At 61.1% G+C, this 12,735-nt stretch carries 11 protein-coding genes and 1 riboswitch; of the genes, 10 read left to right on the plus strand and 1 reads right to left on the minus strand.

Annotated features, from left to right (window positions below):
- The first annotated feature begins 148 nt into the window (after nt 1-148).
- The 8 genes from HF949_RS13440 (at nt 149) to parE (ending at nt 10,096) form a co-directional block, all read left to right on the plus strand.
- On the plus strand, nt 149-1,276 hold the full coding sequence (locus HF949_RS13440; RefSeq protein ID WP_292896034.1) for an S-(hydroxymethyl)glutathione dehydrogenase/class III alcohol dehydrogenase: 1,128 nt from the start codon (nt 149-151) through the stop codon (nt 1,274-1,276).
- A gap of 4 nt (nt 1,277-1,280) precedes the next feature.
- Nucleotides 1,281-1,745 (plus strand): YaiI/YqxD family protein, encoded by a 465-nt coding sequence (locus HF949_RS13445; RefSeq protein ID WP_292900190.1) that lies wholly within the window; start codon nt 1,281-1,283, stop codon nt 1,743-1,745.
- Between the two features lie 4 nt (nt 1,746-1,749).
- Nucleotides 1,750-2,589 carry an S-formylglutathione hydrolase gene (gene fghA, locus HF949_RS13450; RefSeq protein ID WP_292896036.1) on the plus strand — a complete coding sequence of 280 codons (840 nt, stop codon included), beginning with the start codon at nt 1,750-1,752 and terminating at the stop codon, nt 2,587-2,589.
- Between the two features lie 210 nt (nt 2,590-2,799).
- On the plus strand, nt 2,800-3,183 hold the full coding sequence (locus HF949_RS13455) for a helix-turn-helix domain-containing protein (protein WP_292896038.1): 384 nt from the start codon (nt 2,800-2,802) through the stop codon (nt 3,181-3,183).
- A gap of 125 nt (nt 3,184-3,308) precedes the next feature.
- A riboswitch (glycine riboswitch) is annotated at nt 3,309-3,407 on the plus strand.
- A gap of 148 nt (nt 3,408-3,555) precedes the next feature.
- Nucleotides 3,556-4,659 carry a glycine cleavage system aminomethyltransferase GcvT gene (gene gcvT, locus HF949_RS13460; RefSeq protein ID WP_292896040.1) on the plus strand — a complete coding sequence of 368 codons (1,104 nt, stop codon included), beginning with the start codon at nt 3,556-3,558 and terminating at the stop codon, nt 4,657-4,659.
- Nucleotides 4,660-4,666: 7 nt separating this feature from the next.
- Nucleotides 4,667-5,035: a glycine cleavage system protein GcvH gene (gene gcvH / locus HF949_RS13465; RefSeq protein ID WP_292896042.1), complete on the plus strand. Its 369-nt coding sequence runs from the start codon at nt 4,667-4,669 to the stop codon at nt 5,033-5,035.
- Between the two features lie 9 nt (nt 5,036-5,044).
- Nucleotides 5,045-7,846: an aminomethyl-transferring glycine dehydrogenase gene (gcvP, locus tag HF949_RS13470; protein ID WP_292896044.1), complete on the plus strand. Its 2,802-nt coding sequence runs from the start codon at nt 5,045-5,047 to the stop codon at nt 7,844-7,846.
- Nucleotides 7,847-8,038: 192 nt separating this feature from the next.
- A complete protein-coding gene (gene parE, locus HF949_RS13475) occupies nt 8,039-10,096 on the plus strand; it encodes a DNA topoisomerase IV subunit B (protein ID WP_292900192.1) in 2,058 nt (685 codons plus the stop codon).
- Nucleotides 10,097-10,109: 13 nt separating this feature from the next.
- Here the strand turns inward: parE and HF949_RS13480 are convergent, their stop codons facing one another.
- Nucleotides 10,110-11,255, minus strand: coding sequence for a DUF2336 domain-containing protein (locus tag HF949_RS13480; RefSeq protein WP_292896046.1), 1,146 nt, complete (start codon nt 11,253-11,255; stop codon nt 10,110-10,112).
- Between the two features lie 137 nt (nt 11,256-11,392).
- On the opposite strand from HF949_RS13480, the gene HF949_RS13485 reads away from it, so the two are divergent.
- Complete coding sequence (locus HF949_RS13485) at nt 11,393-11,845, plus strand: MaoC family dehydratase (protein WP_292896048.1); 453 nt, start codon at nt 11,393-11,395, stop codon at nt 11,843-11,845.
- Between the two features lie 2 nt (nt 11,846-11,847).
- A complete protein-coding gene (locus HF949_RS13490) occupies nt 11,848-12,726 on the plus strand; it encodes an HpcH/HpaI aldolase/citrate lyase family protein (protein ID WP_292900194.1) in 879 nt (292 codons plus the stop codon).
- The last annotated feature ends 9 nt before the right edge of the window (nt 12,727-12,735 follow it).

A 12,735-nucleotide genomic window follows, 5' to 3' on the forward strand; every position in this document is an offset into this window, starting at 1 on the left:
TGCATGCTCGTGCTCAAGCGTTTCCCGAGCTTCTCGCACGAGAAGCGGGTTTGTCTCTTTGCGAGAACCTGCTGCCCGATCGGGCTTGCGGTCCAAAACGATTCCTGAAACTTTCGTTGTAGATTCCGGACTTGCAGGAGAAGTGTCCATGAAATCCCGTGCCGCTGTTGCCGTTCAGGCAGGAAAACCACTTGAAGTCATGGAAGTGGACCTCGATGGTCCTCGCCACGGCGAAGTGTTGATCGAGGTGAAGGCAACCGGCATCTGCCATACGGATGAATTCACTCTGTCGGGCGCCGATCCCGAAGGCATTTTCCCGGCGATTCTGGGCCATGAAGGTGCTGGCATTGTCGTCGATGTAGGCCCTGGCGTGACAAGCCTCAAAAAGGGCGATCACGTCATCCCGCTCTACACGCCCGAGTGCCGTGAATGCCCGTCCTGCCTGTCGCAGAAAACCAATCTTTGCACCGCTATCCGCTCCACCCAGGGCCAGGGGCTGATGCCGGATGGCACGAGCCGATTCTCCATCAACGGCGAGAAATTGCATCACTATATGGGCTGCTCGACATTCTCGAACTTCACTGTGCTGCCCGAGATCGCGGTGGCGAAGGTCAATCCCGACGCCCCCTTTGACAAGATCTGCTATATCGGCTGCGGCGTGACCACGGGTGTCGGCGCCGTCATCAACACGGCCAGGGTGGAAATCGGCGCGACCGCCATCGTGTTCGGCCTCGGCGGCATCGGCCTCAATGTCATTCAGGGCCTGCGGCTTGCCGGAGCCGACATGATCATTGGCGTCGACCTCAACAATGACAAGAAGCCGTGGGGCGAAAAATTCGGCATGACGCATTTCGTCAATCCGAAGGAAGTCGGCGAAGACCTCGTTCCATATCTCGTCAACCTGACCAGGCGCGGCGCGGATCAGATCGGCGGCGCGGACTACACGTTCGATTGCACGGGCAATGTCCATGTCATGCGTCAGGCGCTGGAAAGCGCGCATCGCGGCTGGGGCGAGTCCATCATCATCGGCGTGGCCGGCGCGGGTCAGGAAATCTCCACCCGTCCCTTTCAGCTCGTCACCGGTCGCACCTGGAAAGGCACTGCCTTCGGTGGCGCGCGCGGCCGCACCGACGTGCCCAAGATCGTCGACTGGTACATGGAGGGCAAGATCGACATCGACCCGATGATCACGCACACGCTTTCGCTCGACGAGATCAACAAGGGCTTCGATCTCATGCATGCGGGCGAATCCATCCGCTCCGTGGTGGTCTACTGAGGCCATCACCTTGACCACCATCTATGTGGATGCAGATGCCTGTCCGGTGAAGCCGGAAGCAGCCCGTGTCGCCGAGCGGCACGGGCTTGTCATCGTCTATGTCTCGAATGGCGGGCTGCGCCCTTCACGCGATCCCATGGTGCGGCATGTGGTGGTGCCCGGCACCGCCGACGCCGCCGACGACTGGATCGCGGAGAATGCCGTTAAGGGCGACATCGCCATCACGGCCGATGTGCCGCTGGCCGCCCGCCTCGTTCAAAGGGACGTGCATGTGCTTGGCCCCACCGGCCGGCCGTTCACGCCAGAAACCATCGGCATGGCGGTTGCCATGCGCAACCTCAAGCAGGATCTCCGCGAATCCGGAGAGATCAAGGGATACAACCCCGGTTTCACCGCCCGCGACCGCTCCGATTTTCTGCAGGCGCTCGACCGCACCGTGCGGCGCGCCGTGAAAGAACAAAGGGACTGAACCTATGAAAACCGTCTCCACCGCCCGCTCGCACGGCGGGGTTCAGGGCGTTTACAGCCATGCATCTAAGACCTGCCAGTGCGACATGACCTTCGCCGTCTTCATGCCTCCTCAGTCCGCTGATGGTCCCCGCCCCGTTCTGTGGTATCTGTCCGGCCTCACCTGCACGCATGCGAATGTCATGGACAAGGGCGAATACCGGCGCATGGCGGCAGAGCACGGCCTGATCATCGTCTGCCCGGACACGAGCCCGCGCGGCGATCACGTGCCGGACGAGGCGGACAACTGGCAATTCGGCGAAGGTGCCGGGTTCTACGTGGACGCCACACAGGAGCCTTTCGCCCAGAACTACCGCATGTATTCCTACATCACAGAGGAACTGCCGGCGCTGATCGCAAAGAAATTCCCGGCTGATATGAGCCACCAGGGCATTTTCGGCCACTCCATGGGCGGGCACGGCGCGCTGACCATCGCGCTTAAAAACCCCGACCGGTTCAAAAGCTGCTCTGCCTTCGCTCCCATCGTCGAACCCTCGACAGCAGACTGGTCGAAACCGGCTCTTGAAAAATATCTCGGAGAGGACCCGGCGGTTTGGCGCCAATACGACGCCTGCGCACTTGTGGCCGATGGCGCACGCTTTCCCGAACTCCTCATCGATCAGGGTTCGGCAGACGGTTTCCTTGACGAGGGTCTGCGGCCATGGCTGTTCGAAAAGGCATGCGCGAAGGCGGGCATTCCGCTCACGCTCAACATGCGCGAGGGCTATGACCACTCCTATTTGTTTATCTCGACCTTCATGAATGACCACCTCGACTGGCACGCCAGGCGCCTTGCTGGCGATTGAGCTGATTCAACGCATGAAACCCATGAATCATCCTCTTACCTTTTTTACCTAAATCACTGTCACAAAAAGCGTTTTAGCCTCACGACAAGCGGCGCGGCGACACAAACTTGTGCCGGCGCGTCGCTTCCGGCATGCTTCCTCGCGAAATCCCGCCATCAGGCGGGGGCATCCAGCCAACGATGTTCGTTTAAAAATCGGAGGTGCCGACTGGTGCAGGACACCGCACACATCTATGCAGAGTCACCCGACCGGGACACGATGGGGGGGCGTCTTTCCAGGGCTCGCGACGCCATGGGCCTCTCGGTTTCAGAGCTTGCCCGTCGCCTCGGCGTCAAGGCCGCGACGATCCAGGCGTGGGAAAGCGATCGATCTCAGCCCCGTGCCAACCGTCTGGCCATGCTCGCAGGCGTTCTGAATGTAAGCCTTTCCTGGCTCCTGCACGGCGTCGGCGTCTCGCCTGTTGACGAAAGCCGCTCGGAACTCGTGAACGCGGTTTCAGCCAATCTGAAACGCATCCGCAAGCTCCAGGAAGAAACCAATCGTATCATCGCCCGGATCGAGACGGATCTTGCCCGTGCGCAAGGCGCCGGCTGACCCAGGAATGCAGGTCGGTGAGGCATTGTGCACAGAAAGCGTGATGCCAAAACAACAGTCAGCGTTATGGCAGGTGACAAACACCGCGGCCTGCGCTAGTTTCCAGCCGTCGAGGGCAGAAGCCCTGCCTGTCTGCGGGAGAGAGCCAAACCGGCATGTGCCGGAGCGGACGCCGAAGGGGAAATCGCCCGAAATCTCTCAGGCAAAAGAACCGTAGGCGGGCCAAGACACTCTGGAAAGTCGGGGAGCGATCCCCGCGCCGAAGGTGTAAGCGTGGTCGACAGGGTTCCGGCTGCGCGAGTCTCTCAGGCTTCCGACAGAGGGGCACGAACATGTCGCTGATCGCGGCATGCGTGCGATTCTGGAGGAATGATGAGCGACACGAAACCTCAGAAACATCTGCCGCTGGAAGCGTTGCATGAAGAGGCAAACGCCCGGTTCGGCACGTTTGCCGGCTGGCGCATGCCGCTGACCTATCCTGCCGGCGTGATGAAAGAGCATCTTCACACGCGCGAAAGCGCGGGGCTCTTCGACATTTCCCACATGCAGCTTTTCGAGGTTGAAGGCTCAGATGCTGGCGAATTCCTGTCGCGCGCCTGCCCCCTCGACGCAGCCGCCCTGAAGGAAGGCCAGTCGAAATACACCGTTCTTCTCAACGAGAACGCCGGCATCATTGACGATCTGATTGTCACCCGCCTTGGCGAAAACCGCTTTATGGTGGTTGCCAATGCCGGCAATGCGGACAAGGACGAAGCGCATTTCCGCGCCATTGCTACCGAGTTCGAGGTTTCGTTCACCCCGCTTGAACGTGTGCTCCTGGCGCTACAGGGGCCCGAAGCCGAGGCCGTCATGATTGCAGCCGGGCTCGATCTGAGCGACCTCACCTTCATGACCGGCACAGAACCCCGCGAGGGCTGGTTCGCAGCCCGCTCGGGCTATACCGGTGAAGACGGTTTCGAGGTCGCCCTGCCCCTCGATGAAGCCGAGCGCTTCGCCCGCACGCTGCTCGACGATGAACGCGTCCATTGGGTCGGTCTTGCCGCCCGCGACAGCCTGCGCCTGGAAGCAGGCCTGTGCCTGCATGGTCAGGATCTTGACGAAAACACCGATCCGGCAAGTGCAGCCATCCTCTGGGCCGTCCCGAAGGCACTGCGAGAAGAAGGCAAATTCATCGGCGCGCAGGCATTGCAGAAAATCATCGCGGACGGCGCAGTGGAAAAGCGCGTCGGTCTGAAGCCGGAAGGGCGTCAGCCGGTCCGTGCCGGTGCACTGTTGATCAGCGACGCGGGCGAGACGGTCGGTCGCGTCACATCCGGCGGGTTTGGCCCATCGGCTGGGCATCCGGTGGCCATGGGCTATGTGGCCAGATCGCTCTCTGAACCCGGCACCCGTCTTTTTACCGAAGTGCGCGGCAACCGCATCGCACTCGATGTTCATCCCCTTCCCTTCACGCCGCAGCGCTACAAAAAAGGATAACAGCCAGATGAGCCAGACCTACTTCACCGAAGACCACGAGTGGATCAAAGTCGAGAACGGCGTCGCAACCGTCGGCATCACCGACTATGCGCAGGAACAACTCGGCGATCTGGTTTTCGTGGAACTGCCCGAAACCGGCGCGACGCTTTCAAAGGGCGACACAGCCGTTGTGGTGGAATCCGTGAAAGCTGCATCCGACGTGTACGCGCCCGCCGACGGCGAGATTTCCGAGGTGAACGATGCTCTTGCGAGCGACCCCGCGCTTATCAACTCCGCCCCAACCGGCGATGGCTGGCTTTGGAAGATGAAGCTCTCCGACGAAAGCCAGCTTGAAGGCCTGATGGACGAAGCCGCCTACAAGGCGTCGATTGCCTGAGGAAACACCATGCCCGCCAAATCGCTCCCTTTTGCCGCCCGCCATATCGGCCCGCGCGGTGAGGAAACCAAGGCCATGCTGGCCACGCTTGGTGTTCCCTCACTGGAAACGCTGATCACGCAGGCGGTGCCAAATTCCATCCGCTTCGACCGCCCGCTCGACCTGCCGCAGGCAGCCAGCGAAACCGAAGCCCTCAACGAGCTCGGCGCCGCCATGCGCCAGAACAAGGTGCTGAAGAGCTTTATCGGGACCGGCTATCACGGCGTGAAGGTGCCGCCGGTCATACAGCGCAATCTGTTCGAAAATCCGGCCTGGTATACGGCGTACACGCCCTATCAGTCGGAAATCAGCCAGGGCCGCCTGGAGCTTTTGTTCCACTTCCAGACACTGGTGACGGAACTGACTGGCCTGCCTGTCGCCTCGGCGTCACTTCTGGATGAGGGATCGGCAGTGGCTGAGGCCGTGGGCATTGCCTGGCGGCACCATCGCTCCAGACGCAACAGGCTGGCACTCGCCGGTGAACTCCATCCGCAAACGCATGATGTGGTCGTCACCCGCGCCGAACCATTGGGCATCGAGGTCGACGGCAACACGATCGACGAAGACACATTCGCCCTTATCGTGCCTTGGGCGGATACATATGGCGTCTATGGCGACCACGGCGCACTCATCGCCGAAGCCAAAGACAAGGGCGCCATTGTCATCATGGTGGCTGATCCTCTTGGCCTCCTTCTCAGCGAAACGCCGGCATCGCTCGATGCAGACATCGCGGTGGGCTCGATGCAGCGTTTCGGCGTCCCCATGGGTTTCGGCGGACCGCACGCAGCTTACTGCGCCGTTTCCGACAAGCTCACGCGCCTGATGCCGGGTCGCCTTGTCGGCCAATCCGTCGATGCACATGGCCGTCCGGGCTACCGCCTCGCACTGCAGACCCGCGAGCAGCACATTCGCCGCGACAAGGCGACCTCCAACATCTGCACTGCGCAAGCCCTGCTTGCCAATATGGCAGCAGCCTTTGCCATATGGCACGGACCGGAAGGGCTCGTTGCCATTGCCGAAGGCATCCACGCGCGTGCGTCACGTCTTCATGCAGCGCTGAAAGCCGCAGGCATCGGGCTTGCGGGCGACACGATCTTCGATACGGTGACCGCCATCGTTCCGGGCAAGGCCGAGGAAATCGCCCAGAAAGCCGAGGCTGGCGGCCGTCTCCTTCGCGTAATCGACGCGGATCGGATCGGGATCAATATCGACGAGACCACCGACGAAGATGATCTTGCAGCCCTTGCCGCCCTGTTCGGCGCGAAACTGCCGGATGATGCACCGCGGCTCGCGCCGTCAAAAGCGCGCGACGAAGGCTTTCTCACCCAGCCCGACTTCCATGCCCACCGCTCGGAAACGGAAATGATGCGCTTCCTGCGCCGGCTCGCCGACAAGGATCTGGCACTGGACCGCGCCATGATCCCGCTCGGCTCCTGCACCATGAAGCTCAACGCTGCAGCCGAGATGATGCCCGTGAGCTGGCCGGAAGTGGCAGGCCTGCATCCGTTTGCTCCGACCGAGCACACGGCAGGCTATCGCCGGATGATCGATGATCTCGACCGCTGGCTGTCGGAAATCACGGGCTTCGATGCGGTCTCGCTTCAGCCCAATGCCGGCAGCCAGGGCGAATATGCCGGGCTTCTGGCGATCCGCCGCTATCATGCCGAGCGCGGCGAGGCCGATCGCGATATCTGCCTCATCCCCTCCTCCGCCCATGGCACCAATCCTGCGTCTGCCTCCATGGCGGGTATGCGGGTGGTGGTCGTGCGCTGCACCGACGATGGCAATATCGACCAGGACGATCTGAAGGCGAAGGCGGCGGAACATTCAGACAGGCTTGCCGCTCTCATGCTCACCTACCCGTCAACCCACGGCGTGTTCGAGGAGGGCGTGCGCGACATGTGCGCGGTCATCCACGAGCATGGCGGCCAGGTCTATTTCGACGGCGCCAACCTCAACGCCATGGTCGGTCTTGCCCGTCCGGGCGATCTGGGCGCGGATGTCTGCCATCTGAACCTGCACAAAACCTTCTGTATTCCCCACGGCGGCGGAGGGCCGGGTGTCGGACCCATCGGCGTCAAGGCACATCTGAAGCCGTTCGTGCCGGGCCATGTGGCTCTGGGCAGCGGCCAGGCGGTGGCGGCCGCGCCCTATGGCAGCGCGTCGATCCTGCCGATCACGTGGATGTATATCCGCATGATGGGTGGAGACGGACTCAAACGGGCGACGGAAATGGCAATCCTCAACGCCAACTACATCGCTCACAGGCTGAAGGAGCACTACCCCGTGCTCTATAAGGGCCGCAATGACCGGGTCGCGCATGAGTGCATTCTCGACACGCGCGTTTTCAAGGATCGTGCCGGCATCACCGTCGACGACATCGCCAAGCGGCTCATCGACTATGGCTTCCACGCCCCCACCATGAGCTTTCCCGTTGCGGGAACACTGATGGTGGAGCCGACGGAATCGGAGCCGAAGAGCGAGGTTGATCGCTTCTGCCAGGCGATGATCTCCATCGCCAGGGAAGCAACGAAAGTGGAAAAGGGCGAGTGGCCCAGGGACGACAATCCGCTGGTCAACGCTCCGCACACCGCCATGGAGCTGATGGGCGACGAGTGGACACACCCCTACAGCCGCAGTGAAGCCGCCTTCCCCGAAGGTTCGCTCGCTTCCGCTTCCAAATACTGGCCGCCAGTATCACGGGTGGACAATGTCGGTGGCGACCGCAATCTGGTCTGCGCCTGCCCGCCCATCGAAGCGCTGGCAAGCTGACGCTTGCCCCACAGATCATCTCCCCGCGATGGGGAGATGATCGCTCATTTTGCCTACGGCTCTTGGCTGGGCCCCGCGCTTTCTGTTAAAGCGTCGTCTACACACTCCGAACGGAACCGGAACAGGCTTCGCTTTGCCTTGGAAACCATGGCAAACTGCGATGTGATTCGCGGACAGGACACCACACGCTTCATGGACGACAACAACGACCTCTTCGCCGGAATGCCCGCAAATGTGGAACGTGCGAAAGCACCGGAGCCGGCAGCACCGGCGCGCAAGGCCGCATCGCGGCCCGCGCCTTCTGCCTCATCCGTGAGCTCCAGCGAGGGTTATAGCGCCGCAGACATCGAGGTTCTGGAAGGACTTGAGCCCGTTCGCCGACGTCCCGGCATGTATATCGGCGGCACCGACGACAAGGCGTTGCATCACCTCTTCGCCGAAGTCATCGACAACTCGATGGACGAGGCGGTGGCCGGTCATGCCACCTTCATCGAAGTGGAGCTTGACGCGGAAGGCTTTCTCTCCGTCACCGACAACGGCCGCGGCATCCCGGTCGACCCGCACCCGAAGTTCAGGGACAAATCGGCGCTCGAAGTCATCATGACCACGCTGCACGCTGGCGGAAAATTCGATTCCAAGGTCTACGAGACCTCCGGCGGTCTGCATGGCGTCGGCGTTTCTGTCGTGAATGCACTCTCCGAACTCCTCGAAGTCGAAGTGGCGCGCAATCGCCAGCTCTTCCGTCAGACCTTTTCGCGCGGCCTGCCGCAGGGCGGGCTCGAAAAGCTCGGCGACGTTCACAACCGTCGCGGCACGAAGGTGCGCTTCAAGCCGGATGAGCAGATCTTCGGCAAGGGCGCCAGGTTCGAACCTGCGCGCCTCTACCGCATGGCACGGTCCAAGGCGTATCTTTTCGGTGGTGTCGAGATCCGCTGGGTCTGTGCACCCGAACTGATCGGTGAAAAGGACCAGACACCGGACAAGGCCACCTTCCACTTCCCCGGCGGTCTGAAGGACTATCTGATCGCCTCGCTTGACGGGCAGTTTCAGGTCACGAAGGAAGTCTTTTCCGGCCGTAGCGAGAAAACCTCAGGACATGGCGCAGTCGAATGGGCCATCACCTGGTATGGCGGCGACGCCATGCTCAATTCCTATTGTAACACGGTGCCCACGCCCGAAGGCGGAACCCACGAAACCGGCTTCCGCAACGCGCTCCTGCGCGGTCTTCGCGGCTATGCCGAGCTCACCGGCAACAAGCGCGCTTCCATCATCACCTCCGAAGACGTGATGATCTCGGCCGCCGGCATGCTCTCCGTCTTCGTGCGCGAGCCGGAGTTCGTTGGCCAGACCAAGGACAAGCTCGCAACGGCTGCCGCCATGCGCATCGTTGAAAACGCCGTGCGCGATCCGTTCGATCACTGGTTGGCCGAAAACCCGCAGGAAGCCTCGAAGCTTCTCGACTGGGTTGTCGCGCGCGCCGACGAGCGACTTCGCCGCCGTCAGGAGCGGGAGGTCAGCCGCAAGAGTGCGGTGCGCAAGCTGCGCCTTCCCGGAAAGCTCGCCGACTGCACCATGGGAGCTGCAGCGGGCGCTGAAATCTTCATCGTTGAGGGCGACTCGGCCGGCGGCTCCGCCAAGCAGGCTCGCAACCGCGCCAGTCAGGCCGTTCTGCCACTACGCGGCAAGATTTTGAACGTGGCAAGTGCGGGCACGGGAAAGCTCGCCGCCAACCAGCAAATCTCCGACATCGTTCAGGCGCTCGGCTGTGGCACCAGGTCGAAATACCGAGAAGACGATCTGCGCTACGATCGCGTGATCATCATGACGGACGCCGATGTCGACGGCGCGCATATCGCCTCTCTGCTGATCACCTTCTTTTACCAGGAGATGCCGCAGCTTATCGAGAACGGGCATCTCTACATGGCCGTACCCCCGCTCTACCGCATCAGCCAGGGCGGCAAGACCATGTATGCGCGCGATGATGCGCATAAGGACGAGCTTCTGGAAACGGAATTCACGGGACGCGGCAAAGTCGAGATCGGGCGCTTCAAGGGTCTTGGCGAGATGATGGCGAGCCAACTCAAGGAAACGACCATGGATCCGGCCAAACGCACATTGCTGCGCGTGTCGGTTCTCGATGGCGAGGAAGCGACAAAGAGCGCCATCGATTCCCTGATGGGCACCAAACCGGAAGCGCGTTTCCGCTTTATTCAGGAAAACGCAGAGTTCGCCGACGAGCTGGATATCTAATCCGCCCGATTCTTCAGGCCGCTGCTATCGCCTGCGCCTGAATGCGCGCATTTTCGCGCAGGGCATCGAGATGAATGGACCGCAAGAGACCGGCCAGTTCTGCAGCATCTGCTGCAGGGCCGCCCTGTCCCGGCGTTGCACCGATGCTCTCAAGCATCAGCCAGGAAACTTCCTGGGCGCCCGCTACCCTTTTGCCCAGCGCAACCTCACGCCACACGGCCAAGGCTCGAGTGATCGGTGCATGAACAGGCTTTGCGAGACCTGCTTTCTTAAAAAGCGCGGCCAACGGTAAATCCCGTCCGTTCACCAGAAGCCCCCCGATCCGTGCCAGAGACTCCCCTGTCAACGTTGCGAGTACATGACCGAAAAAGTCGATCTTCCCATGGGCAACAAGTCGGACGATGAAGCTGGTTGTCAGCTCCCCCTGAATGCGGAGGTGCTCGACCATTGCCCCATGCTCTTCAGCCTCAATGGTCTCGATCAGCGTAAGCGAAGCACGGATACATGCATCCCGGGTGAGCTTTTCCGCCCGCGCCGCGCCCACCAGCGCTCGCACGAAAGGAGCGTCACGCAAGGTTTCACCCAGCTGTCGCAAGAGCACGTGACGGCAATCCGATGGCAAACGAGGGTCCGCAGCCAGTTTTTCGCGCAGGCGCGCGTCGTGTCCATGGCGTTCGATCATGCGGCGGAAACTCACGGCCGCGATGTCCGCGCTCGAATTTTCCGCCAGTGCCAGACAAGCCTCGAGCGCCCCAACCTCCGCAATGGCGGCCGAAACACTCATACTCAGATGTGCACGGCGCGCTATAAGGCATTGGGTGGCCTCTCTCTCGTCCGCGACCCGATCGATGAGATCGGTGTCGGACAAAACCGGCGAGCGCGCCAGGATCGGCGCGGCAACGTCGGGCTGATCGGAGGCAAGAGCCGCCACGACCTGTACGGGTGCGTGCCGGCTCATGGAAAGCGCCTCTGCGAGCGCGAATCGCACCTTGGAAGATGGATCGTCGAGCAAAGCCGTTAGCGCGGCTTCGGCCGCGTAGCGATCATCGAACGGCAGTTCTCCATCGAGATAAGCTCTGGCGAGGGCCGCCGCCGCGCCCGCTCGTTCGGCCACTTTTGCCGTCTGCGTCCATTTGAGAAAATGCTGAACCACCTGCACGAAGTCACACTCCCGCCCTGACTAAGTCAAACCTAGCGTGAATTCGTATAGGAAACGTTTACCATAAGTGCCGACTTGCGGCCTGCGCCCGCCCCCCCTATCAAGAGACAGATCATGCTTTGGACGGGAGGAGCCCAATGGCGGGCCTTTATCTTGAGGAATTCCAGCCAGGACAGGTGTTTCAACACACACTGCGCAAAAGCGTCACCGAAAGCGACAACGTGCTGTTTTCAACCATGACGCTGAACCCTCAGCCCTTGCACATCGATTTTGATTTTGCACAGAAAACTGAATGGGGCAAACCTCTGGTCAACTCACTCTTCACCCTCGGTCTGATGATCGGAATCTCGGTCCACGACACCACGCTCGGCACAACGATAGCCAACCTTGGAATGACCGACACCAGTTTTCCGAACCCGGTGTTCCACGGCGACACCATCCGCGTCGAGACGGAGGTGAAGTCGGTGCGTGAATCGAAATCAAAACCCGATCGGGGCATCGTGGAGTTTGAGCATCGCGCCTTCAATCAGGACGACAAGCTCGTGGCCCGCTGTCTGCGCCAGGCGATGATCCTCAAGAAGAATGCTTGAACATGCGCTCTCTGCTCTTTGTTCCAGGGGATTCTGATCGCAAGCTTGAAAAGGCTCTGCACACGTCGTGCGACGTTCTGATCGCTGATCTGGAAGATTCTGTAGGTCTAGACAAGAAGGAAGAAGCTCGTCGCGTCACCGCGGTATTTCTGGAACACGCGCGAGCGCACACAAAAGCCCGGCTCTTTGTGCGCGTGAATGACCTGACCTCCGGATTGATCAATGATGATCTCGCAGGCGTCATGAAAGCCAAACCGGATGGCATCATGCTGCCCAAGGCCGAAGGCGGCGGCGACGTGGCGCGTCTTGCAACGGCGCTGCGCGTTCACGAGGCGGAAATCGGGGTTGCAGACGGACAAACACGCATTCTGCCGATTATCACGGAAACGGCGCTGGGTGTTCTGAGTGCAGCCAGCTATCGCAACTCCAGTCCACGCCTTTGCGGGCTCACCTGGGGAGCCGAAGATCTCTCCGCACATATCGGCGCGCTTACCGCTCGCCATGAAGACGGCAGCTATACACCACTATTCCAGCTCGCACGCAGCATAACGCTTCTGGCTGCGGCGGCAGCGGGAGTTCCGGCCATTGACACCGTGTTTCCCAATTTCTCCGACACAGAAGCATTTGAGAGAGAATGCCGCACAGCCGCACGCGATGGTTTCGTCGCCAAGATGGCTATTCATCCAGCCCAGATCGAGCCCATCAACGACATCTTCACCCCCTCCGCTCGAGAGGTAGAGGAAGCGCGCGCGGTGGTGGAGGCATTTTCGGCCGCAGGCAATGCAGGCGTGGTCAACATCGGTGGACGCATGTACGACCGCCCGCACCTCGCCCTTGCCAAACGCGTGCTTGAACGTGCCGCGCAGGTTTCAACGGTTTGATCGAGGAAG

The sequence above is a fragment of the Nitratireductor sp. genome (assembly GCF_017794765.1).
Taxonomy (GTDB): domain Bacteria; phylum Pseudomonadota; class Alphaproteobacteria; order Rhizobiales; family Rhizobiaceae; genus Nitratireductor.

Excerpts from the sequence above, each read along its gene's own strand:
- HF949_RS13440 (WP_292896034.1), top strand. The coding sequence starts at position 149 with ATGAAATCCCGTGCCGCTGTTGCCGTTCAGGCAGGAAAACCACTTGAA.
- fghA (WP_292896036.1), top strand. The coding sequence starts at position 1,750 with ATGAAAACCGTCTCCACCGCCCGCTCGCACGGCGGGGTTCAGGGCGTT.
- gcvT (WP_292896040.1), top strand. The coding sequence starts at position 3,556 with ATGAGCGACACGAAACCTCAGAAACATCTGCCGCTGGAAGCGTTGCAT.
- gcvH (WP_292896042.1), top strand. The coding sequence starts at position 4,667 with ATGAGCCAGACCTACTTCACCGAAGACCACGAGTGGATCAAAGTCGAG.
- gcvP (WP_292896044.1), top strand. The coding sequence starts at position 5,045 with ATGCCCGCCAAATCGCTCCCTTTTGCCGCCCGCCATATCGGCCCGCGC.
- parE (WP_292900192.1), top strand. The coding sequence starts at position 8,039 with ATGGACGACAACAACGACCTCTTCGCCGGAATGCCCGCAAATGTGGAA.
- HF949_RS13485 (WP_292896048.1), top strand. The coding sequence starts at position 11,393 with ATGGCGGGCCTTTATCTTGAGGAATTCCAGCCAGGACAGGTGTTTCAA.
- HF949_RS13490 (WP_292900194.1), top strand. The coding sequence starts at position 11,848 with ATGCGCTCTCTGCTCTTTGTTCCAGGGGATTCTGATCGCAAGCTTGAA.